This is a genomic window from Rothia similimucilaginosa, assembly GCF_029850875.1.
Taxonomy (GTDB): Bacteria; Actinomycetota; Actinomycetes; order Actinomycetales; family Micrococcaceae; genus Rothia.
Map to the genome: position 1 here is coordinate 1 of NZ_JAOVAM010000005.1, position 24,182 is coordinate 24,182.

General features: G+C 58.6%; 15 protein-coding genes and 1 other RNA gene. 14 read left to right on the forward strand and 2 right to left on the reverse strand.

Annotated features, from left to right (window positions below):
• Positions 1-201 precede the first annotated feature (201 nt).
• Positions 202-298, reverse strand: an RNA gene (gene ffs / locus QFX05_RS04805) — signal recognition particle sRNA small type.
• Positions 299-496: 198 nt separating this feature from the next.
• On the opposite strand from ffs, the gene QFX05_RS04810 reads away from it, so the two are divergent.
• The 7 genes from QFX05_RS04810 to purL all read left to right on the forward strand — a co-directional run bounded on the left by QFX05_RS04810 (position 497) and on the right by purL (position 10,775).
• Positions 497-3,313, forward strand: a complete 2,817-nt coding sequence (locus QFX05_RS04810) for a DNA polymerase III subunit gamma and tau (RefSeq protein ID WP_279741387.1) — start codon at positions 497-499, stop codon at positions 3,311-3,313.
• Between the two features lie 170 nt (positions 3,314-3,483).
• Complete coding sequence (gene recR, locus QFX05_RS04815; protein ID WP_279741389.1) at positions 3,484-4,629, forward strand: recombination mediator RecR; 1,146 nt, start codon at positions 3,484-3,486, stop codon at positions 4,627-4,629.
• Positions 4,630-4,816: 187 nt separating this feature from the next.
• On the forward strand, positions 4,817-6,112 hold the full coding sequence (locus QFX05_RS04820) for an aspartate kinase (RefSeq protein WP_279741391.1): 1,296 nt from the start codon (positions 4,817-4,819) through the stop codon (positions 6,110-6,112).
• 97 nt (positions 6,113-6,209) lie between these two features.
• Positions 6,210-7,160 carry a 3-methyladenine DNA glycosylase gene (locus QFX05_RS04825; protein WP_279741393.1) on the forward strand — a complete coding sequence of 317 codons (951 nt, stop codon included), beginning with the start codon at positions 6,210-6,212 and terminating at the stop codon, positions 7,158-7,160.
• 201 nt (positions 7,161-7,361) lie between these two features.
• Entirely contained in the window at positions 7,362-7,613 is a 252-nt protein-coding gene (gene purS / locus QFX05_RS04830; RefSeq protein ID WP_279741394.1) for a phosphoribosylformylglycinamidine synthase subunit PurS, read from the forward strand.
• A gap of 5 nt (positions 7,614-7,618) precedes the next feature.
• Positions 7,619-8,431, forward strand: a complete 813-nt coding sequence (gene purQ / locus QFX05_RS04835; protein WP_279741396.1) for a phosphoribosylformylglycinamidine synthase subunit PurQ — start codon at positions 7,619-7,621, stop codon at positions 8,429-8,431.
• 25 nt (positions 8,432-8,456) lie between these two features.
• Positions 8,457-10,775, forward strand: coding sequence for a phosphoribosylformylglycinamidine synthase subunit PurL (gene purL / locus QFX05_RS04840; protein WP_279741398.1), 2,319 nt, complete (start codon positions 8,457-8,459; stop codon positions 10,773-10,775).
• Between the two features lie 108 nt (positions 10,776-10,883).
• On the opposite strand, the gene QFX05_RS04845 is transcribed toward purL, so the two are convergent.
• Positions 10,884-11,546 carry a biliverdin-producing heme oxygenase gene (locus tag QFX05_RS04845; RefSeq protein WP_279741399.1) on the reverse strand — a complete coding sequence of 221 codons (663 nt, stop codon included), beginning with the start codon at positions 11,544-11,546 and terminating at the stop codon, positions 10,884-10,886.
• Positions 11,547-11,781: 235 nt separating this feature from the next.
• On the opposite strand from QFX05_RS04845, the gene QFX05_RS04850 reads away from it, so the two are divergent.
• The 7 genes from QFX05_RS04850 to QFX05_RS04880 all read left to right on the forward strand — a co-directional run bounded on the left by QFX05_RS04850 (position 11,782) and on the right by QFX05_RS04880 (position 24,049).
• Positions 11,782-14,187, forward strand: a complete 2,406-nt coding sequence (locus QFX05_RS04850) for an HtaA domain-containing protein (protein WP_279741400.1) — start codon at positions 11,782-11,784, stop codon at positions 14,185-14,187.
• Between the two features lie 181 nt (positions 14,188-14,368).
• Positions 14,369-15,532 (forward strand): heme/hemin ABC transporter substrate-binding protein, encoded by a 1,164-nt coding sequence (locus QFX05_RS04855; RefSeq protein WP_279741402.1) that lies wholly within the window; start codon positions 14,369-14,371, stop codon positions 15,530-15,532.
• Positions 15,532-16,611, forward strand: a complete 1,080-nt coding sequence (locus QFX05_RS04860) for a FecCD family ABC transporter permease (protein WP_314079102.1) — start codon at positions 15,532-15,534, stop codon at positions 16,609-16,611. Before QFX05_RS04855 ends, QFX05_RS04860 begins: the two co-directional genes overlap by 1 nt.
• Complete coding sequence (locus QFX05_RS04865; protein ID WP_279741404.1) at positions 16,608-17,378, forward strand: heme ABC transporter ATP-binding protein; 771 nt, start codon at positions 16,608-16,610, stop codon at positions 17,376-17,378. Before QFX05_RS04860 ends, QFX05_RS04865 begins: the two co-directional genes overlap by 4 nt.
• Before the next feature lie 243 nt (positions 17,379-17,621).
• Positions 17,622-20,183 carry an HAD-IC family P-type ATPase gene (locus tag QFX05_RS04870; RefSeq protein ID WP_279741406.1) on the forward strand — a complete coding sequence of 854 codons (2,562 nt, stop codon included), beginning with the start codon at positions 17,622-17,624 and terminating at the stop codon, positions 20,181-20,183.
• 547 nt (positions 20,184-20,730) lie between these two features.
• Complete coding sequence (locus tag QFX05_RS08370; RefSeq protein ID WP_279741428.1) at positions 20,731-22,824, forward strand: glucose PTS transporter subunit IIA; 2,094 nt, start codon at positions 20,731-20,733, stop codon at positions 22,822-22,824.
• Between the two features lie 196 nt (positions 22,825-23,020).
• Positions 23,021-24,049 carry a dihydrodipicolinate synthase gene (locus tag QFX05_RS04880; protein ID WP_279741430.1) on the forward strand — a complete coding sequence of 343 codons (1,029 nt, stop codon included), beginning with the start codon at positions 23,021-23,023 and terminating at the stop codon, positions 24,047-24,049.
• Positions 24,050-24,182: the final 133 nt, after the last annotated feature.

Consider the following 24,182-nt stretch of genomic DNA (forward strand, 5'->3'; position numbering starts at 1 on the left):
AGCGGGCACGCAGTGCATATGACGGGTGCAAACTATCCAGGTGCCTAATTTTGGGCATGAAAAACCTCCTACGCAACCGCTGAGGATTCGGATTCTGAGCGAGCGAAGAACAAATCCGGATCCGAAGCCGCGGAGCGCCAGCGGAGCGGGCACGCAGTGCATATGACGGGTGCAAACTATCCAGGTGCCTAATTTTGGGTATGAAAAAACCTCCTACGCACCCGTCATAGCTCGAATACCCTTGCTACCTTCCGGTCCTGGGGGAGTTTTCCAAGATAACGCCACGTAAGAGGCAAGAACCAGTGTACCGGATTTTTGGGTTCTTGGGAATTCGGCGTGTCTGCGGTATTTCTGTGGGCATACATATCACCCGGGCGAGCATCCGGGGTGGTGGTGTGATGTGTTCGCTGGTGACTGTCGGCCACTCGGGCTGGGGGTAAAACGTCTAAAATGGTATGGATTGTCCTATCCGCACCCCCGAGTTGAAGAGGTTGCCGTGAGCACTGCCCTTTATCGTCGTTATCGTCCCGAGACCTTTGCTGAGGTTATCGGGCAGGAGCACGTGACCGAACCTCTTATGGTCGCCCTGGAGAAGAACCGTGTAAATCACGCGTACCTGTTCTCGGGTCCGCGTGGTTGCGGTAAGACCACGTCGGCGCGTATTTTGGCGCGTTGTTTGAACTGTGCGCAGGGTCCGACTCCTACTCCGTGTGGTGTGTGTGATTCGTGCCGTGAGCTCTCGCGTGATGGTGGCGGTTCCCTTGATGTGATTGAGATGGACGCGGCGAGCCACGGCGGTGTGGATCATGCCCGTGACCTGCGTGAGCGCGCTACTTTGGCGCCGGTGCGTGACCGTTACAAAATCTTCATTATTGATGAGGCGCATATGGTGACCCGTGAGGGTTTCAATGCGCTACTAAAGATCGTAGAGGAGCCGCCGGAGCACGTGAAGTTTATCTTCGCGACGACTGAGCCGAATAAGGTGCTGGGTACTATTCGTTCGCGTACTCACCATTACCCGTTCCGTCTGGTTCCGCCGGAGGTTCTTCTGCCATTCCTTCAGGGTCTGTGCGACCAAGAGCAGGTGGCTGTAGAGCCGGGTGTGCTGCAGCTGGTGATTCGTGCTGGTGGCGGTTCGGTGCGTGATTCGCTGTCGATTCTTGATCAGCTGATGGCTGGTGCGTCTTCGCAGAGCGGTATTGAGTATGACCGTGCGGTAGCACTGCTGGGTTATACCCACGCACAGCTTCTGGATGAGGTTATTGAGGCGTTGGGTGCGAAGGATGCGCCGACTCTCTTTGGTGCGGTTTCTCGTGTGGTGGCGACTGGTCAGGATCCTCGCCGTTTTGTGGAGGATTTACTCGAGCGTCTACGTGATTTGATTGTGGTGAAGGCTGTTCCACAGGCTGCCGGTCAGATCTTGCAGGGTATTCCGCAAGATCAGTTGGAGCGTTTGGCTCAGCAGGCTCAGGCTCTGGGTGAGCGTGAGCTGACGGTTGCTGCGGGTACGGCACATGAGACTTTGAATGGTATGACAGGTGCGGCGAATCCGCAGCTTCAGCTGGAGTTGCTGTGTGCTCGTCTGCTTCTGCCTGCGGTGGAGAATTCTGCCGGTGGCACTGAGGTTGCGGCATTGGCTTCTCGACTGCAGGTGTTGGAGCGTCGCGTGGTTTCTGGTTCTGCTGGTTCAGTTCCGGCGCAGGATGGCATGTCTGTTGCTCGTGCGGCAGGTATGGCGGCAGCTGGCCTGGCGCCTAAGACTCAGACTCCTAATGCGCAGGTTCCTAGCACCCCGATTCAGGAAGCGGTTCAGGAGCCGGCTCAGCCCGTGCAGCAGCTTACTTCCCAGCAGGTACCCCCTCAACAGAGCGGCTCTCAGCAGGCTAGCGCCGGTGCTCCCCCGCTGGCGGGCGCGCCCCTTAGCACTGTACCTCTGGCACGGACCGTGCAGGCCCCTGCACCTCAGGTTGGTGCTCCCCTGGCGGGTAACACCCCTGCAGCACCTCATGCTCCGGAGGCTCCGAATGCCCCGACTTCTGCTGCAGCTGATGCCACTGCGTCGGGTACCCCCTCCGCGCCTTTGAAGCTTAACCCGAACGATCCGCTGGCGGCTGTTCAGGGTAATTGGCGTGCCATCCTTAACCGAATGAGCATTCCGGGTGCGGCGGAGCAGCTGATGAAGGTGCATCCAGCCCGGATGGACGACGCGACCCTGTACGTGAGCGCCGACATTGCGACTTTGCATGCGGTTAAGGGCTTTGTACCCGAGCTGACCGCCCGCGTGAGTGAGTTCCTGCGCCGTCAGGTGACCATTCACGCTCAGGTGGCGAAGCCCGGTGAGCAGGCCAGGCCTGCAGTTCAGCCTGCCCCTGTAGCTCAGTCCACAGCCCCCAGTGCTGCCGCAACGCAGCCTGCAGTTCCGGCGGCTGTCGCCCCGCAGGCGTCTCAACCGTCCGTTCAGCAGACTCCCCCGCAGTCCGCGCAGCCGGCGCCACTGGCTGATGGTCTGCGCGGCGGTGAGGATGCGTGGCGTCGCCACGGTCAGCCGCTGACCGGCGCAAACACCCCCGAGTCTACGAGCGTGGATGCGCCCCTGGGTGCATGGGAGGTTGCCACGATTCCGCAGAGCGCCACCGAGGAGGCACCTCAGCAGGCTGCCCCGGTTGCCCCGCAGGCACCGGCTGGCCCGCTTGCACCTGAGCCCCCGGTAGCCCAGCAGGTTCCGGTTGCTCCGGCGGGCGGTTTTGGTGAACGTGATTCCTTTGCGGCCTCCGGTAGTGGGGTTCCACAGCAGGAGAGCGCTGCTGAACCCCAGCATGCCCCAAATCCCCAGGGTGAGCCGGAGTCTCCGTTCTCGCAGGAGCCCCCTCACCTGGAGGAACCTCCGTATGAGGAGGAGCCCACCTTTGAGGATGAGCCTGCCTACACTGAACCGGTTGAGGCACCCGCGATGCCCGCAGCGCCTGTAATGCCTGCTACGCATGCAGCACCGGCTGGTCCGCTCGCTACTCCGGTTGCCCCAACAGACCCCCTTGCTGCGGCAGGTCCGTTGGCAGAGACACCGCAGACGACTGCGGCTGATAATACTCCAGCAAGCGATGTGAAGCCCGCAGCGCCAGCTTCTAACGCACCTACCGTGCCGACTCCTAACGCACCGGCGGGACCGGCTCGCCCGCCACACGCCGCATCCGATGAAGACTACGTCTCTGAGGATGACGAGAAGCTCGAAAACAGCGCCTTTATCGGTTTGCGCGCTATCGAAAAAATTATTGGGGGCACCGTCATTGACGAACGCCCCCTGCACCAGCCCTAACACGGGGTCGTAGGTGCCGCGCCCGCCATCGCACCGATGGCGGGCGCACTCATTCCACCCGCATACTCGCTACGCGAAACGCCCCTAAACTGTCGGGGGTTGGGTGCATACTCATAACGTCGCCCAAGAACAACACACCAGCACGACACACCACATCTGAAGGAGAAGCCATGTACGAGGGAGCAGTTCAAAACCTCATTGACGAGCTCGGCCGCCTGCCGGGTGTGGGCCCCAAGTCGGCTCAGCGCATCGCTTTTCACATTCTGAATGCGGATGCTGCCGATATGGCGCGCCTAGCCAACGCCATTTCCACGGTGAAGACCAGCGTGAGCTTCTGCGAAGAGTGCGGCAATGTTTCCGAGACGAAGCTGTGCACCATCTGTCGTGATGAGCGCCGCGACCCGTCCGTGTTGTGTGTGGTCGAAGAATCAAAGGATGTGGTGGCGATTGAGCGCACCCGTTCTTTTACCGGCCGCTACCATGTGCTCGGTGGCGCCATTAACCCGCTGGCGGGTGTGGGCCCGGAGCAGTTGCGTATTCGTGAGCTGGTGTCCCGCCTGGCGGATGAGCGCATTCAGGAGATTATTCTGGCAATGGATCCGAACCTTGAGGGTGAGGCAACCGCAACCTACCTGTCACGCATGCTTGTGCCTCTGGGTGTGCGCCTATCGCGTCTGGCGTCGGGTCTGCCGGTCGGCGGCGATCTGGAGTACGCGGACGAGATTACCCTAGGCCGCGCGTTGGAGGGCCGCCGCGTTATTAGCGAGGGCACAGCGGTGGCTCATACTGCCGCCGAGGACTTTGAGCGCGTGAACCGCGAGGAGGAACAGGAGCGTGAGCAGGCGGCTCAGGTTCAGGCTCAGGAGGCGAAGCAGAGTCGTCGCCGCTGGAATTCGAGCATGTTTGATGACCTGGATTCTGAGGATTCTGCCGGTGCCCGCAGGGAGGCACCCGCCGCTGAGGGTGTGCAGGGCACAGTTGATGAGCAGCTGATTGAGCAGGTTCTGCAGGAGGCTGAGGAATTCGGCGACAAGGAATCCGGCGAGGAGGTCTCACCCGCCGATTCTGCTAATACTGAAACCACCGCAGAAGCCACCCCTGATCTGGGCGAAGACTCCGGCAAGGACGCCCCAGCGAGTACCGCCTCCGAACCCGCCGAAGCACCCGTAGCCGAGCAGGCAGAAAATGCGCCGGAGGTGTTCCGCACCCCCGACTATGAAGAGAAGATCCGCTCGATTCAGAACGCCCCGTTGCGTACCCCGAAGCCGGATGTTCCGCCGCTGCCGGGTGTCACTTACGTGAACCCGTGGACATAAAAACTCGCCTCCGCGGGCTTGCCGCACCCACCTCCACATTCCGCATCACTACCGCGTAATACTACGTAATATTTCACGGGACAATACATACGGGTGCACAGTTCGCCGCTTGTGCTGAACGCCGTCTACTATAAACGAGAGGCCGGCGTCTGCCGGTAGCACACAAGTAACTGACCTGGAGATATCAATGAGCCTGATCGTCCAAAAGTTCGGCGGTTCCTCCGTAGCGGATGCGGAGGGTATCAAACGCGTTGCCCGCCGCGTCGTGGACACTCAGAAGGCAGGTAACGATGTAGTCGTCGTGGTGTCCGCTATGGGTGACACCACCGATGAGCTGCTCGACCTTGCCGCAGAGGTCACCAGCAATGTCACTCCTTCCCGTGAGCTGGACATGCTGCTGACTGCCGGTGAACGCATTTCGACCGCAATCCTGTCGATGGCAATTAACGACCTGGGTGCTAAGGCCCAGTCTTTCACTGGTTCTCAGGCTGGCATGATTACCGACGGCGTGCACGGTTCTGCGCGTCTGGTAGAGGTCAAGCCGGAGCGTATCCGCGAGTCGATTGACGCCGGCAATATTGCGATTGTTGCTGGTTTCCAGGGTATGAACCGTCAGAGCGGCGATATTACGACTCTGGGCCGTGGCGGTTCTGATACGACCGCTGTTGCGCTGGCAGCTGCACTGAACGCTGACGTGTGCGAGATTTACTCGGATGTTGACGGCGTGTTCACTGCTGACCCGCGCATCGTTCCGACCGCGCATAAGCTGGATACCGTCACCAGTGAAGAGATGCTGGAGATGGCGGCAAATGGTGCGAAGATTCTGCACCTGCGCTGTGTCGAGTATGCTCGCCGTTTTAATTTGAAGCTTCATGTGCGTTCTTCGTTCTCGAACCTTGAAGGCACCATTGTGATCCCGGAGGACTCCGCGGAACTGACCCCCACCCATCTGAAGGAGATTCCCTTGGAACAGCCCCTGATTTCTGGTGTTGCACACGATCGTAGCCAGGCGAAGATTACCGTTGTTGGCGTTCCGGACGTTCCCGGTTCGGCAGCTAAGGTGTTCGGCCTGATCAACGAGGCGAAGGTTAACCTGGACATGATTGTTCAGAACGTGCCGACTGACCGCCCGAACGTGACCGATATTTCCTTCACTCTGGATCAGGCTCAGGGCGATGCTGCGCTGAAGGCGCTGAAGGCTGCGCAGGCTGAGCTGGGCTTCCAGGAGGTTATTTACAACGAGTCGGTTGGTAAGCTGTCGCTGGTTGGCGCGGGTATGAAGACTAGCCCGGGCGTTTCGTTCACTTTCTTTGACGCACTGTCTTCTGCTGGTGTGAACATTGACATGATTTCGACTTCTGAGATTCGTATTTCTGTGATTACTGAGCTGAGCAAGCTGGATGAGGCTGTGCGCGCGGTGCACACTGCGTTCGGCTTGGACACTGAGGGCGAGGCTACTGTTTACGGTGGTACTGGCCGCTAGGGCTCGTTTGTGAGCTGTACGCTTCGGGAGGGGCGGTACCGGGTTTTCTCGGCACCGCCCCTTCGTCGTATTTTTATGCATAGTTTAGGCTAGAAGCATGAGTAGTGTTGTATTTTCCCAGGTGATGGATGCCCGCGAATGGCGTGCCGCCCAGTCAGCGCATGAGGCGCGTGCCGGCCGCTACGCCGACCCGTTTGCGCAGCGTCGCGCCCGCCACGAGGCGCACCCCGTGGAGGACTTCCTCTTCACCTACTACACGCTCAAGCCCGGCCAGTTTAAGCGCTGGCACCCCGGCGCCGGCATCATCCTGCTGGATGCACCCGAGCGCGCCTCCTGGCGTTTTTACCGGCCCGCAACCGAACAGGAGCTCCTTGACGCTGGCTGCACTCCCGAGGTGGCGCGCACCCAGGCAGAGGCCGCCTCCGCCGTCACCGTGGACGTCACCGATTTTGTGGAACGCCGCGCTACCGCTCTTGCTTTTACTCATGAAATTCTGCGCAATACCGCGGCGAAGAAGGGGCAGTTCGGCTGCTTTGGCATGCACGAGTGGGCGATGGCATACAAGTCAGTGGAGAACAATATCCGCCACGACTACCTGCAGTTGCGCCTGGGTGCGGAGGGCACGGACCATGTGGTGGAGAAGCACCGCATCCGTTGCTCCCACTTTGATGCGTTCCGTTTCTTTATGCCGCAGGCCGCACCCATGAACGAGCTGCAGCCGACCCGCGAGTCCCAGCGTTTTTTGGAGCAGCCGGCGTGCCTACACGCGAATATGGACGTGTACAAGTGGGCATATAAACTGTTGCCGCTGGTTGATTCGACCCTGGTCATGGATTGTTTCGACCTAGCGTGGGATGCGCGCGAACTGGATATGCGCGCGGCCCCCTACGATATTCGTGACTGGGGGTACGAACCGATTCCGGTGGAGACGACCGAGGGTAAGGCTGAGTACGTGCGGATTCAGCGTGAGCTCTCGGAGTATTCGATTGAGCTGCGTGAGCGCCTACTGAGGGTGTGCGAGCAGTATCTACCCCCGTTGGGTGATTAGCGGCCGGTGTTCACCGGTTTGTCGGGAACTACTCGCGGATGGGTTTCTAAGGCTCTGCTGCTGGCCCAGTGCATGAGAAAAAGACAGGTGATGGGTCGCTCATTTGTTCATTGGTAGGTCTCGCCATCTCACTTTTTGCTTCACTGGGGTAGAATGAGATACGGCTCATACAGAACCCACGCACCCAAGGAGTGCCCACACATGGCCCGTATTGTTGTTGATGTTATGCTCAAGCCCGAAATTCTTGACCCGCAGGGTAAGGCTATTTCTCACGAGCTTCCCCGTATCGGCGTCGATTCCTTCGTGGATGTTCGCCAGGGTAAGCGCTTCGAGCTGACCGTCGAGGGTGAGGCTACTGAGGAGCACCTCGCAGTTGCCCGTAAGGCTGCTGAAGAGTTGCTGTCGAACCCTGTCATCGAAGACGTTGTGAACGTTTCGGTTCTGGAGGACTAAGACCTATGGCTGAGTCCCTCGCACCTACTGAAGTCCCCCTGGTTGGCGACTTTTCTACTTATTCTCCGAACCCCGCTTTCGCCGATGCGCGCGTTGGCGTGGTGACTTTCCCCGGCACCCTGGATGACCGTGACGCTGCGCGTGCTGTCCGCCTGGCTGGCGGTACTGTTGTCGAGCTGTGGCACGACGACGCTGATTTGAAGAACGTTGATGCCGTCATTATTCCTGGCGGTTTCTCCTATGGTGACTACCTGCGTGCCGGCGCTATTGCTGCGAAGGCTCCCGTGATGCATTCGGTGATTGATGCCGCTAACGCTGCTGGTACCTCCGGTTCTGCTCCCCTGCCTGTTCTGGGTATTTGCAATGGTTTCCAGATTCTGACTGAGTCTCACCTGCTGCCCGGTTCGATGATTAAGAACGATCACCGCAAGTTCATTTGCCGTGACCAGGTTCTGCGCATTGAGAATAACTCCACCTCCTGGACGAGCAACTACGCTGCTGGCCAGGAGATTGTTGTTCCTCTGAAGAACCAGGACGGTCAGTATGTTGCTGACCCGAAGACTCTGGAAGCGCTGGAGGCTGAGGGCCGCGTGGTGTTCCGCTACGTTGGTTTCAACCCGAACGGTTCCCGTAACGACATTGCTGGCATCAGCAATGAGCGCGGTAACGTGGTCGGTCTGATGCCGCACCCGGAGCACGCTGTGGAGCCTGGCTTCGGTCCTTCCTCTTCCGGTTTTGGTGAGGTTTCTCTGCGCGGTGGCGCCGATGGTCTCGGCGTATTCACCTCGGTTCTTGCCAACCTGATTAACGCCCGCTAACGCACGACAAGGATTCTAAGAAGTTATGAGCGAAAAGCAGTTTAACCTCGACACCGTCGAGCACGCGGCGGCAACCCCGGACACTGAACTCCCCTGGGCTGAGCTGGGCCTGAAGGAGAACGAGTTCGAGGATATTAAGGAGATTCTTGGTCGCCGTCCTACCGCGGCTGAGCTGGCGATGTACTCGGTCATGTGGTCCGAGCACTGCTCCTATAAGTCTTCTAAGGTTCATCTGAAGCAGTTCGGTGCGAAGGTCACCGATGAGATGAAGAAGGACCTGATGGTCGGTATCGGCGAGAACGCCGGTGTGACCAACATTGGTGACGGCTGGGCTGTTACCTTCAAGATTGAGTCCCACAACCACCCGTCGTATGTGGAGCCTTACCAGGGTGCTGCTACCGGTGTGGGCGGTATTGTGCGTGACATTATTTCCATGGGTGCACGCCCGATTGCTGTGATGGATCCGCTGCGTTTCGGCGCGATTGATCACCCGGACACCGCCCGCGTTATTGGCGGCGTGGTTGCCGGTATTGGTGGTTACGGTAACTCCCTGGGCCTGCCGAACATCGGCGGCGAGGTTGAGTTCGATTCCTGCTACCAGGCAAACCCGCTGGTCAACGCACTGGCTGTGGGCATTATGCGCCACGAGGACATCCGCCTGGCGAACGCATCGGGCGTGGGCAACAAGGTTGTTCTGTTCGGTGCACGCACCGGTGGCGACGGCATCGGCGGCGCGTCGGTGCTGGCTTCTGAGTCGTTCGATGACACCAAGCCTTCGAAGCGTCCTGCTGTTCAGGTGGGCGACCCCTTCGCTGAGAAGGTTCTGATTGAGTGCTGCCTGGAGCTGTTCAAGGGCTCCGTGGTTGAGGGTATTCAAGACCTGGGTGCTGCGGGTATTTCCTGCGCAACCAGCGAGCTGGCTTCTAACGGTGAGGGCGGCATGCACGTCGACCTTACCAAGGTTCTGCTGCGTGACCCCACTCTGACTCCAGGTGAGATTCTGATGTCTGAGTCTCAGGAGCGCATGATGGCTGTTGTCTCCCCCGAGAACGTGGAGCGCTTCGAAGCGATCATGAATAAGTGGGGCGTGGAGTACTCCTTCCTCGGTGAGGTCACCGATTCTGGTCGCCTGGTCATCGAGTGGGACGGCGAGGTCATCGTGGATGTTGACCCCCGCACCGTTGCACACGACGGCCCCACCTACGAGCGTCCTTACGCACGCCCCGAGTGGCAGGATGACCTGCAGGCTAACCACTTCACCGGTTCGCCTGCTGACGATTCCCGCCCGCGCGGTGAGGAGCTGGGCGAGGCAATCAAGGCGTTCATGGCGTCCCCGAACATGTGCTCCAAGTCCTGGATTACCAACCAGTACGACCGCTACGTTCAGGGCAACACCGCCCTGTCCATGCCGGACGATGGCGGCGTGGTGCGCGTGGACGAGAACACCAACCTCGGTGTTGCTCTGGCGACCGACGCCTCCCCGCGTTTCACCTACCTGGATCCGTACGAGGGTGCTCGCGCGTCCTTGGCTGAGGCGTACCGTAACGTTGCGACCGTTGGTGCACGCCCCGTGGCTGTGTCTGACTGCCTGAACTTCGGCTCTCCCGAGGATCCGGACGTCATGTGGCAGTTCGCTGAGGCTGTTCGCGGCCTCGCTGATGGCTGCATGGAGCTGGGTGTTCCGGTGACCGGTGGTAACGTGTCCCTGTACAACCAGACCGGTGGCAAGGCTATTAACCCGACCCCCGTGGTGGCGATGATGGGTGTGATGGATGACGTCACTCGCCGCACCCCTTCGGGTTGGGCTCCTGAGCATGACGGTCAGGCTATCTACCTGCTGGGTACTACTCGGGATGAGCTGGACGGCTCCGAGTGGGCTCGCTTCAAGGGCCACCTGGGCGGTCAGCCGCCGAAGGTTGATCTGACTCTGGAGCGTCAGCTGGGTGACATGCTGGTGAATATGTCTCGTGACGGCATGATTGATGCCGCACACGACGTGTCTGCTGGTGGTCTGGCTGCGGCTCTGTCGGAGGCTTGCCTGCGTTTCAACACCGGTGCCCGCATTGGTCTGGGTGAGGTTGCTGAGCGTGACGGCGTGGACCTGTTCACCATGCTGTTCTCTGAGTCCCTGGGCCGCGTTGTGGTTTCGGTTCCGCGTTCTGAGGAGGTGCGCTTCAAGGATATGTGCACTGCTCGCCAGTTCCCCTTCGCACGTATTGGTGTGGTGGATGCTAAGTCGAACGCTCTGGACTTCCAGGATGAGGTTTCTATTGACCTGGATGAGCTGCGTGCAGCTCACGAGGGTACTCTCGCTTCTTACTTCGGTGAGGTTGCGAAGGGCTAGTTTTCGACTAGTTTGAGACTAACGCCGAAAGGGGCGGATGCTTGTGAAAGCATCCGCCCCTTTTGTTATGCCCGCAGGCTTGTGCGTTGGACGTTTAGGCGTTCAGGTTTATGCCTCGGCGACCTTGCGGCCCAGCTGCGCGAACAGGGAAGCGTTGATGCGGAAGCCTTCGACGCATTCTTCGATGAGAGCTTCGCGCTGTTCGTCGGTCAGGGGTGCGTTGTCGAGCAGTTCTCGGTAGCCGTCCTTGAAGACCTTGGGCTTGGGCAGTTCGGTGAAGCGGTACATGCTCAGTGCTTCGGCTGGGATGCCGTAGTGCCGGGTGACCAGCGCTGCGACTGCCTGGCCGCCGGAGAGGTCACCGAGGTAGCGCAAGTAGTGGTGTGCGAGGTAGCGTTCGGGGGAGTTGATGGTGGCGCGGATGCGCTCTACGTATTCTGCGGTTGCGGGCAGGGGCGCGTCGATGTCTCCGTCCTGGCCGAGCGCACGGATGTCTGCACGGATGTATTCTGCACGGTCGAGGCCGGGGTGGATAAAGGGTTCGGTGATGGGGCTGGGTTCTGCGCGGTAGTGTTCGGAGACTGCTTCGAGCGCTTCGTAGATGTGCACGTACTGGTTGATGAGACGCAGGTATGCCTCGGTGTTGAGGGAGCCGCCCATGAGGTCTTCCATGAAGGTGGAGTGTTCGGCGTTGTCATGGACGTGCTTGGTGCTTTCCTTCAGGCGTGAGGAGAAGCGTTCCTGGGTGGTTTCGGGGGCGGTCACGGTCATTGTGAGTTCCTAAAGTAGCTTGTGGGTGAACAATAAATGCTTTAGTGACACAATGTCACCAAACATGCTACTGACATATTGTCACCAAAAACCGGTTTTGGCAATAGTTTTCAAAAACTTTTGCTAAGGTTTACCTCAGGCGCAAGTCATCCTAGGCATTAAGTTACACAAATATAGGCTAATAAGGCTAGACTTGATACGAACACCACAATCGCAAAATTCAAGGAGACACCGAATGTCTACCCCCTCTCTCACCAAGCGCACTTGGGCGTTCTTGGCTTCAGCAACCATCGGCCTCAGCGGCGTCGCTGGCGTACCCGCGGCCTTCGCAGCTGAAACCAACTCCCACATCAGCGCCGGTGAGGTAACCGCAGCCTCAGAGCAGAGCCTGCAGGACGTCACCGTCAACTGGGGTCTGAAGAAGTCCTTCCGCTCCTACATCAACGGCGCCTTCTCCCAGGGCTCCCAGAAACTGACCGGCGTCACCACCAACGAAGACGGCTCCTACCACTTCACCTCCGCCGAAGGCACCGTAGCCAACGGCGAATACTCCGTCACCTTCACCGGCTCCTCGATTCACTACACCGCACACCACGGTCTGCTGGAAGTCATCATCTCCGACCTCTCCGTCACCATTAAGGACGGCGTGGGCACCGTGCGAGCCAACGTTCAGTCGCGCCCCTACAACGGCAACACCACCCCGAACGACCTGGTCGAAACCAAGAATATGACCATTGGCACTTTCAACGCTTCCGGTCTGAAGGTTGAGGGTAACACCATCACCCTGCCCAGCGTTGACGAGGAAAACGGCACCCGCGTCAAGCTTGCCGAAGAGGCAACCGGCGCCTTCGCGGGCTTCTACAGGGCAGGTCAGGAGCTGGATGCACTCGGCTTCTCCGCAACCATCGTGACCAAGGAAGCACCCGCGCCGAGCCCTGAGCCCAGCAATGAGCCGACTGCAGAGCCCAGCAGCGAGCCGTCCGCTGAGCCCAGCAACAAGCCAACCTCTGCACCGACCAGCGAGGCACCCAAGCCCGCAGAGCCCACCTCTGCACCGACCAGCGAGGCACCCAAGCCCGCAGAGCCCACCTCTGCAGCACCGAGCGCTGAGCCCTCCCCCACGGCACCTCCCTCCCCCGCCGCAACCACCGAGCCCAAGCGTGAAGAAAAGGTCACCGGCAACGTCGTCGAGTCCGGCACCCTCAGCTGGGATATCCGTGAGTCCTTCCTGAAGTACCTGACCGGCTTCGCACACGGCTCCGTGAACGTTGAGGGCATGGAGAAGACCGCGGCTGGCGGCTTCAAGTACACTCAGGCATCTGGCGTGTACAACCCCGAGACCAAGACCGGCCAGATCAACTTCGCGGGCATCGCAGAGTTCACCGGCCACAATGGTCAGCTCAAGACCACCTTCAAGAACATGCGCCTGGTCGTCGTCAACGGTAAGGGCACCCTGGTCGCTGACGTAGACGCACTGACCCGCGACGGCAAGTCCATTTCCAAGACCGGTCTGGCATTCGCTGAGGTGGACCTCTCCGGCGCGAGCGTGAAGGACGGCTTCTTCTCGGCGCAGAACGCGGCAGTCACCCTCACCGATGAAGGTTCCGATGTGCTCTTCGCGGGCCAGTACCGCGGTGCCGACAACGCCATGGCACCGCTGAACTTCTCCGTAAAGCTCAGCGAGCAGATCGCAGAGAACACCGTTGAGGTTCCCCGCATCTCTGAGAACAAGTCCTCCGAGAGCGGCACCTCCGATAACAAGGGTTCTGAGAACGGCTCTTCTAACGAGGGCTCCTCGAACTCCGGTGCTAACGGCTCCGGTTCTAACGGTTCGGCAGGCGCCTCCGGCAGCGTTTCTAACGGCGGTTCTTCCTCGAACGGTTCTGTCAGTAACAACCCGGCACAGCCGGTCTGCGTACCCGTCACCCGCACCCGCGAGGTGCAGGAGCAGGGCGCATCCGACGGCACCATTAAGAGCGCAAACCTTGGCTGGGGCGTGCGTGATTCCTTCCGCAACTACCTGCGCGGCGGCATTGCAAACGGTAGCTGGGAGCTGAACGGCACCTCCTACTCTTCGGAGGCGTTCAACTGGTCTAACGGTACCGGCACCTTCAATGGCGGTAAGGGTTCTATCTCCTTCAGCGGTTCGGTTCGTTTCACCGGTCACCACGGCATTCTGGATACCACCATTGCGAACCCGCGCCTTGAGATTAACGGCAATTCCGGCACTCTCTACGCGACCATGACCAGCAATGATCCCTCCGGCAAGGCAACTAACTACGGTGAGGTGGCACTGCTGAAGGTGGATCTTTCGGGTCTGCAGAGCTCCGCTGAGGCTGTTAGCGTCAACGGTGCGGCAACCGCCCTGACCGCTGAGGGTGCGAAGGCGTTCGCTGGCTTCTACGATGCCGGTAAGGACATGGCTCCGCTGAGTTTCTCCGCAGCGGTTAACAGCGCGAAGACCACCACCAAGACCGTGACCGAGACTGTCTACGAGGGTGAGGGTTGCGACCCGGTCACCGGCAAGCCTCTGGCTTCCACCGGTGCATCCGGTGTTGAGGGCACCCTGGTTGCAGGTTTCATCGCTGTTGCAGCTGGTGCGGGTACCGTCGTGTACACTCGCCGCCGCAAGAAGGCATAACGGCACCTCACGAGGACGCCCACACTATCGGCTCGCCTGTGAGACTCAACTATGAGGTTCGCCGGTGAGCCGACACGGTCCTGCGGGGGTGCAGATTTTCACTGCACCCCCGCTTCAGGTGCCAGGTTTTGCCCCGGCGCCCACCCCAGTTTTCTAGCTCCCCTTTTTCTGAGAGACGACGATGTTTTCTTCCCTTTCCTCTTCTGCCCTGAACCGCCGCGATGCAATGAAGTATGCGGCGTTCTCTATCACTTCCGCGTTTCTGCTGAGCTCTTGCGGTGTGGGTACTCAGAACCCGGCTGCTTCTTCAAGTGCTTCGCAGGCTGTGGTGGATGAGCAGAGCACCCGCACCGTTTTGGAGAACCTGGCGGATCAGTTGCGTTCTTCTATTGCCCCTGATCAGAAGGCTCTGCGCGGCCCCAATAGCGCCGCGGACACCCCCGAAATTCAGCCGATGGTCGATACCTCCACTCCGGCTTTCCCGGTAACGTTCAAGGATTTCAACGGCACTGAGGTGACCGTTAAGTCCGCTGACCGTGTGCTGGCGCTGGACCTGTACGGCACTCTGGCTCAGCAGATGATTGCGCTGGGTCTGGGCGGTCGTCTGGTCGGTCGTGTCACCTCCTCGACTGAGCAGTCGCTGGCTCATCTGCCGCTGGTGACTCAGAACGGTCACGACCTGAACGCTGAGGCGATTCTGGCGACCTCCCCGGACCTGGTGCTGTGGGATAAGAGTAACGGCCCGATTGAGGTTGTAGATCAGCTGCGCGCGGCGGGTGTGACTGTCGTGGTCTTCGACCATGAGCGTCGTATGGATAAGATCATTCCGCAGCTCAAGGCTGTTGCGCAGGCGCTGGGTGTTCCAGAAGCGGGCGAGCAGGTTGCTACCCGCGTGCAGAAGGACCTGGATTACGCCCTGCAGGTGCTCAAGGACGTTGCCCCGAAGGGGGAGCAACAGGTGTCGTTCGCGTTCCTCTACGTGCGCGGTACCGCTGGTGTGTTCTTTGTGCTCGGCAAGGGTTCGGGCGCTGATGATTTGATTCAGGCTATTGGCGGCAAGGATGTGGCATCTGAGCAGAACGCGACGAATATTATTCCGGCAACCAGTGAGGCGCTGGTGAAGCTGAACCCGGACGTGATTCTGACAATGAGCGGCGGCATTAAGTCCACCGGTGGTTTGGATGGTTTCTTGGCTCGCCCGGGTGTGGGTGAGACGAATGCCGGTAAGAATAAGCGCATTATCGATATGGGTGACGGCCAAATTCTGTCCTATGGCCCGAATACTCCAGCGGTGTTACTCTCGCTGGCTAAGGCTGCGTACTCCACTCCTGCAGGAGCCCAGTAGTGGCTGCTATGAAGAGTGCGGCGGGTACGCGGGATTATCGTGCTTCGCGTCGGCGTCGTGCCGGTCTGACGTTTACGTTTTTGGCGGTGGCGCTGTGCGCTGTGATGGTGTTGTCTGCGGGTTTGGGCCAGTACAATATCCCGATTGATCAGGTGGTTGCTTCTGTTGGCCGCCGTCTGGGTCTTGCACCGGAGAACCCGGCGATGCAGCTGGCGGATAGCACTCTGTGGAATATCCGTTTCCCACGTGTGCTGTTAGGCGTGCTGGTGGGTGCCGCTTTGGGTACTTCCGGCGCGGTGATGCAGTCGGTGTTTGGTAACCCGTTGGCTGAGCCGGGCGTGATTGGTGTTTCCTCGGGCGCGGCGGTTGGCGCGTGTTTGTCGATTGTGTTGAACCTGCAGTTCTTCGGTATTTTTACGACTCCTGCATTCGCGTTTGTGGGTGCGTTGGCGGCTACTGCACTGGTGTATTTCCTGTCGCGTTCTTCGGGCCGTGCGAAGGTTCTGTCGATGATTTTGACGGGTATTGCGGTGACTGCGGTGGCGAATGCGATTATTGCGTTCCTCATGTTTATTGCTGATACGACGAGCCGCGATCAGATTGTGTTCTGGCAGATGGGTTCGCTGAACGGCTCCACGTGGAAGGCTGTGGCGAGCGTGTGGCCGGTTATTCTGATTGGCTTGGTGGCGTGTTTTGTGATGGCTTCTTCGCTGGATGTTTTGGCATTGGGTGAGCGTGCGGCGCAGCATTCGGGCGTGAACGTGGAGCGTCTACGTGCGGTGTCTATTGCGGCGACGGCTTTGTTGACGGGTGCCGCGGTGGCGTATGCGGGCATTATTGCGTTTATTGGTCTGATTATTCCTCACCTGTTGCGCATGATTTTGGGTCCGTCGAATCGTGTGTTGTTGCCGGCTTCGGCGTTGGGTGGTGCCCTGTTGATTGCGCTGTCTGATTTGGGTGCGCGTACGCTGGTACCTTTTGCTGATTTGCCGATTGGTATTTTTACGGCTTTGGTGGGCGGCCCAACGTTCTTCGTGTTGTTGCGTCGTTCCCTGGGCCAAAGCGGAGGTGCTTCGTGAGTGAGTTGTTGAGCCTGTCCGGTGTGTGTTTTAGCGCTGGTGGGCGTCAGATTTTGAATGATGTGTCCCTGTCGGTTTCTGCGGGCGAGGTTATTTCGCTGATTGGTCCTAATGGTGCCGGTAAGTCGACTCTGCTGGGTGTGATTGCTGGTGATATTGCGCCCAGTAGCGGTGAGATTCTGCTGGATGGCGCCCCTTTGGGTTCGATTCATGCCCGTCAGATGGCGCGTCAGCGTGCGATGCTGCTGCAGAAGTTGAATGTGGCGTTTTCGTACACGGTGCATGAGGTGGTTCAGATGGGCCGTACCCCGTGGAAGGGTACGGAGCGCGCTGAAGAGGATGACGCCGTGGTTGCTTCGATGATGGAGCGTACGTCGGTGACTCATTTGTCGGATCGCGATATTACGACTCTGTCCGGTGGTGAGAGTGGTCGTGCGCATTTGGCGCGTGTGTTTGCTCAGCAGACTCCGCTGATTCTTTTGGATGAGCCGACTGCGGCGCTGGACATTACGCATCAGGAACAGACATTGCGAGTGAGCCGCGAGTTAGCTGCTGAGGGCGCTGCGGTGCTGACAGTGCTTCATGACCTGGACGTGGCGGCTGCGTATTCTGACCGTATGGTGTTGTTGCGTGGTGGTGAGGTGGTTGCTTCGGGCGCCCCTGAGCAGGTATGTTCGGCGGAGTTGTTGTCTGAGGTATATCAGCATCCGATTGAGGTGTTGAGGCATCCGGTGACGAATCGTTTGTTGATTCTACCGGAGCGCTGATTCTGCTGGTGTGCTGATTCTATGGGGCGTTAGCGAACCGTCCCACAAACACTTTCTACCTCAAAATATGCCAGTATTCGCATATATTAAATCTCCGTCCCGGAATGGCTGTAAATATCAAGCTCATTAACAGGGCGGAGATTATCTTTATCCCCTTCTGCACAGATACACTGAAAGGTAGTGTCCGCAATACTGAACTCTATTCAGTTCAGCATTCCATCCATTCGAGAAAGAGACCCCTGCATGGATCCTCAGCAGAAAACGGCAGCGCCTGCTGTTGCCGGCTACATTCCCGAATATTCTGAAACACCGCATAGCGGATCTTTCGATATTGCCCAGCACGGTTTGAGTAGCAATGATGTTGCTCGCCTGACTGCTGAGGGTAGGGTCAATACCCAGAACACTAAGTCTTCTCGCACGCTGTGGAGCATTATGCGTGCGCACTTGTTCACGGTCTTCAACTTTGTGTTGGGTGCCTGTGGCGCTGTGGTGATTGCATACCAGCGTTGGGCTGATTTGCTCTTCCTAGCGGCTGTTATCGCTAACGTGGTGATCGGTTTTGTGCAGGAGTACAAGGCGAAGCTTGAGCTGGACCGCATCTCCCTGCTGGATCGCTCCCCCGCTACTGCTGTGCGTGACGGTAAGAGCGTTGAGGTTCCGATGGAGCAGCTGGTTGAGGGTGACGTTGTCATCCTCAAGCGCGGCGATCAGGTTCCCGCGGATGCTATTGTGCTCACCTCCGATTCTTTGGAGCTGGACGAGTCCCTGCTGACCGGTGAGAACGACCCGATTGCTAAGCGCCCCGGCGATATGGTGCTGTCGGCGTCGAGTGTGCTGGGTGGTACTGGCCGCGTCCTGCTCTCTCACGTGGGTGCTAATTCTCGTGCAAGCAAGATTTCTGATGAGGCGCGCCAGTTCTCACGTATTCAGTCCGAGCTGCGTGATGCGCTGAACCGTGTGGTCCGCTGGATTACGGTGGGCCTTGCGGTCATTATTCCTGTGGTGTCGTGGGGTCAGATTCAGGCGGCTGGTGGCCTGGAGACCGTGCAGCAGAACCACCTGTGGGAGCAGGTTTCTATTGCTGTGGTGTCCTCGGTTGCTTCGATGATTCCGCAGGGTCTGGCGCTGATGACTACTCTGGCGTTTGCGGCGGCGGCTGTGGCGCTGGGTCGTAAGCACAACATCCTGGTGCAGGAACAGCCTGCGGTTGAGGTTCTGGCTCGTGTGGATGTGGTCTGCTTCGATAAGACCGGCACCCTGACTGAGGGTGGCGTGATTTTTGATTCGGTACGCCCACTGGACACCGTTGCTGAGGCTGAGGGCCCTACCGTTAACTCGGCGGAGCACACTTCCTGGCGTGCTTCTCTACCTGCTGGCTGGAATGAGGCGTTGTCGTGGTTTGGTCACGATGAGAACGCGAACCCGACCGCTGCGGCTCTGACCGGTGGTTTCCCGGATGGCTCCTCTGCGTCGGTGAGTGGTATTGTACCGTTCTCCTCAGCTCTACGTTTTAGTGCGATTGAGTTTAAGGATTCGGGTGCGTGGCTTCTGGGTGCTCCGGAGGCGCTTCTCGCCAAGGGTAGCGCTGAACGTGAGCGCGCCGCTGAGCTGGCGGCACTGGGTCTGCGCACTATGGTTTTGGCACATGCTTCCGCGGTGGTTCGCAATGAGAAGGATGAGCCGATCCAGAAAATCCCGTCGGATGCTGCCCCGGTTCTGTTCGTCATTTTCCGTGAGAATGTGCGTGCGGATGCACCTCAGATTGTGGAGTATTTCCACCGTCAGGGCGTGACTTTGAAGGTCTTCTCGGGTGATAATCCGTTCACTGTGGCTGCAGCTGCGAAGACTGCGGGTATGGATACTTCTGCGGGCGCGGTTGATGCTTCGACTCTGCCTGAGGACGGTCCGGAGCTCGCTGAGGCTGCGGCTACTCACAATATTTTCGGTCGTGTGTCGCCCGAGCAGAAGAAGAACATGGTGATTGCTCTGAAGGAGCGTGGCCATGTGGTGGCGATGACCGGTGACGGCATTAATGACGCTTTGGCACTCAAGCATGCAAGCTTGGGTATTGCGATGGGTAACGCTGCTCCGGCGACGAAGGCTGTTTCTCGCCTGGTTCTGTTGGATGGTAAGTTCTCGTCTCTGCCGGCTGCGTTGGAGCAGGGACGTCAGGTCATTACGAATATTGAGATGGTGGCGAACCTGTTCTTGACGAAGACTGGTTTCGCGATTCTTCTGGGTGTTATGTTCAGCCTCTTTGGTTTGACCTTCCCGTTCTTGCCGCGTCAGTACTCAACTGCGGACTTCTTGATTGTGGGTGCATCGTCCTTCGCATTGACCCTGTTGCCGAATTCACGCCGTTATGTGCCGGGCTTCTTGCGCCGCGTGCTGAATTACACGGTTCCGAACTCGATTATTGTGGTTGCGATGCTGTTGGCGGTGACATTCACGGCTCGTGGTATGGGTGTTGAGGATATCCGTCAGATTCAGACAGCTTCGTTCATTACCCTGGTGATGATGGGTCTGTGGAACTTGGCTGCGGTGGCTCGTCCGTTCAACCGTGCTCGTGTTCTGCTGTTTGGTGCGTTGCTGGCAGTATTCTTTGCAGCGCTGTTCGTGCCGATTCTGGTGGAGTACCACCAGTTCGTTGCTGTGCTTCCCCACCTGCTGTGGACCGCTCTGGGCGCAGGCGCTCTGGGTGCCGTGCTGATTGAGGTGAATGCGCACCGTAACCGCCGCTGGCAGAAGCGTAATTACCCTGAGTTGGAGGTTGCTCCGCTGAATTTCTTCCCGGCTAAGAAGTAGTTAGTCGGAAGGTAGTTACTTCGGTAGCGTGTGGGCTCCGTATCCTGTGGATGCGGGGCCCTTTCGCGTTATCGAAAGCACCCCGTCCGGTGTGTGTGGGGATTTACCGGGGCACGCTGGAGCCCTGCCGGAGGCTCCCCACAAACGATGCCGAGAGTGTGTCTCAGCGATCACTTGAGTGGAACTTTTAACAGCTTCTGATACCGCCCTGCTCCCACCTTGCTCTTAACCTGGGAAAACCCTTAGAGTTACAGGGAACTATTTGAGAAGGGAAACCTTCTTCAGGGTTGTTACTGGTTTGGCAGGCAAGACCTGAGTTACTCAACACCGTATGGGACGGCAGTATATACTTGCCGAGAATCCCCTCTATTTGCTGTACCGAAGCTCTATAGTGAGCACGAGTGTAGTGCTTCCGGTGATTGAGAGACTCGGGTCTTTTGTGTTTTCTGAACGTGTTTTCCGGGGCTTTTCGGCTACCGCAACGTCAGGTAGGCACAGCCTCCGGCAGCAACAGTATAGACATTGACCGCATATCTAAGGAAGTATCGTGAATAACCGCGAACTTGGCGAGAAGATTCTTGACGGCCTGGGTGGCCCCGAGAACATCGCGCACATTACTCACTGTGCAACCCGCCTTCGTGTCACTCCTGTATCCAACGATGCAGTGCAGAACAAGAAGATTGAGGGCCTGCCCGGTGTTCTCTCTGTGATTGAGCAGTCCGGCCAGACTCAGGTTGTTCTGGGCGAGCGCGTTGAGGCCGTGTACAACGAGATCAACGCTCTGCCGGCTATGGCTGGTCACTCTGAGGGTGATACCAAGGTTGAGGCTGAGGGCAAGAAGACCAACTGGATCAACAGCGTCTTCGACGTTCTGTCTGACTCTTTCCGTCCGCTGCTGTGGGCACTTCTGGGTACCTCGATGATCCTGACCCTAATCGTGTTCATGCAGCAGCTGGGCTTCTTCGGCCAGTACACTGACTTGACCGGTCAGAGCGTGAACATCGACATCATTAACGGTGCTCGTGTGGCTGACCCGGAGGAAGCTAAGGCTCTGAACACCCAGTGGATGCAGCAGTTTGCTTTCTGGTACATCCTGAAGGCTGCTTCGCTGTCTGTTCTGAACTTCATGCCCATCATGCTGGGTGCTACCGCTGCTAAGCGTCTGGGCGCGAACATGTGGGTTGGTGCGGCTATCCCCGCTGCACTGATGACCGGCACCTTCACCGATCTGACTGCTCTTGCTGACCCCGCCACCAAGGTTCTGAACGTTCCGTTCTTCGGTCTGGATCTGCCGCTGTACGCATTCAGCTACACCGGCCAGGTCTTCCCCCCGCTGCTGGCTGTTGCTCTGCTGGCTCCGCTTGAGCGCTTCCTGAAGAAGGTTATTCCTTCGATGCTGCAGATGGTGTTCGTGCCGATGATTTCGGTCATCATTCTGGTTCCGGTGACCGCGTTCCTGGTTGGCCCCATCGGTATCGGTGTGGCTATGGGCATCTCTGACTTCCTGAAGATGGTTAACGACCAGGCTCCGGCTCTGGTTGGTGCTCTGATTGCTGGCCTGTACCTGTTCATGGTTCCGCTGGGTCTGCACTGGCCGCTGAACGCTGTCATGATTAACAACCTGCAGACCATGGGTACTGACTTCATTCAGTCCCCGATGGGTGCTTACAACTTCGCTGTGTTCGGCCTGGTCACCGGTGTGGCTATTAAGGCTAAGCACGACCGCGAGCTGCGCCAGACCGCTGTTGGTGCGTCGATGTCCGGTCTGCTCGGTGGTATTTCTGAGCCGTCCCTGTACGGTGTTGTGCTCCGTTACAAGCGCGTGATTCCGATTATTCTGGTTCCCGCTGTTATTGGTGGCGCTACCATTTCCTTCCTGGGTGTTAAATCTTACGCGTTTGCGTTCACTTCGCTGCTGTCGATTCCGGCGATGCAGCCTTCTCATCTGTACGCGATTGGTCTGGCTATTGCGTTCTTCGGCGCTATGACCGGTGTTCTGCTGTTCGGTTACGAGTCGAAGGCTGACGCTGTAAGGCACGCTGCGGAGCGTAAGGCTGAGGATGCTGAGGCCGCTCCTAAGGCTGAGGCTGTTGCCGCTAAGGCTGAGGCTGTTGCCGCTAAGGCTGCTCCGGCTGCTACCGCTACTACGACCGCCGTTGCTGCACCCGCTGCTTCCGCCGGTGAGGTCATTGAGCTGCACGCCCCCATTGAGGGTACTGCTGTTGCTCTGTCTGATGTTCCGGACCCGATCTTCGCTGCTGGCAAGCTGGGCGAGGGGGTGGCGATTGAGCCGACCGGTACCACCGTGGTTGCTCCCGCTGCCGGTAAGGTTGCTGCAACCTACCCCTCGGGCCACGCTGTGGGTCTGAAGCTGGAGAACGGCATTGAGCTGCTAATTCACGTTGGTCTGGATACCGTGAACCTGGACGGTAAGGGCTTCAGCGTGAAGGTTGCTAAGGGCGATGTTGTTGCTGCTGGCGACGCTCTGATTGAGTTCGACCCTGAGGTTATCAAGGAGGCGGGTTACCCGCTGATTACCCCGGTGATTGTGACCAACACCCGCAAGTTCGCTGAGGTTAAGGGTCTGCCGGGCGTTGCTCACCAGAACCTGAGCACTGTCCTGAAGGTGACCACTAAGTAGTTCGCTATATAGGCTCTAAGGGGCCCCACCATTACGGTGGGGCCCCTTTCCTTATATCACCCCTTTTCATATGCTCTGCTTCCTGATGTGCTGATTCTTTGGGCCGGGTTTGCTGGGGCGTATGCACTAGCCGGGGGTATTTCTGCTAATGTAAGAATAAGCTCAACAAGGAAGTTCTCAAGTGATAGGGAGTACGATGATGTCTTCTGATACTAGGACATGGGATACCGGGGTGTGGGAAGAGCAGCAAAAAGAGCTACGCGCTCTTTCTCCTGTTCGGCGGCTGATGCGCCGGCTCAATCTTGAGGCGCTCGTTTACGAGTCCGCGCCGTTCCCGGTTCTGCTGCGTAGACTCTCCGCGCTGATTCCAGCCTGCCTTCTGTGGTGGGTTATCTACGAGCCGCACCGGCTTGCTTCCTCCACCAGCCTCCCCGAGGGTACTCATGCTATTACGCTACTCCCCGGAGCCTGGGGTGACCCCGCTACGGGGGCTTATGGAGGTCTTCCTGAGCTGCCGGGGGTCCTCGTGCGCTGGGTGCTGTGCATCGCGGCAATGGTGGCTGTCGTTCATCTCTGCGGCGTCAAGGCGAAGGGTCAGAGCTTCACCATTCCTCACGATGCGCGTTCACGGCTGATTGCGCTGATGCAGGCTCTGGGCATTTTCGGTGCTTTCGCCCTGGTCGTCTGGATCGAGTACATGATGACTCCGCTGACCCTCATGTTTGAAACCGTGTACGCGGGCCCGACCGCAGCCTATAGCGGCGACGGCATGATTCCCCTGCACCTGTTCCTGTCCTCCTCGTTGAGCGCTATTTTCTTGGGCTATTTTTGTGTGAACATTCTTGCCTCGCTGAATATCCCCGGGTACCTGGGCATCCCCGCAATTATTTACGTGGGGGCGCTCCCATGGGCTCAGGCGGAGCGGCACCAATTCACCTTGGCGCTGGCGTGGGTTATTGCGGTGGCGCTGGTGAGTTGGCTGGTACGCGGCATGTGGGGCACCCTGCTGGCATGCGTGGGCTATTCTCTCTGGATTGTGCTGGTGGCAACCAGCGGTGATCCTTTTGATCTGTCCGCTAATATGAGCCGTGTGCTCGTAATTTTGGGTTTCCCGCTGGCTTTCATCGTCGCTGGAGGCGGCATTTACCGCATCTTCTATCTGCGGCAGAACCCGAAGATGTTGAGGTACCTGCAAGAGCGCGCCCTGTACCTGGGCGAGTGGTAGCAACCGGTTAGGGCGATGTTCCCCTAGTTTTTGTAATTACATATCCCGCTAATGTATCCAGCTAAAGGACACAGAACAAGCGGGACAGAAAATCCCGGGCACTCTCTCGTGAGAGTACCCGGGATTTCGAGTC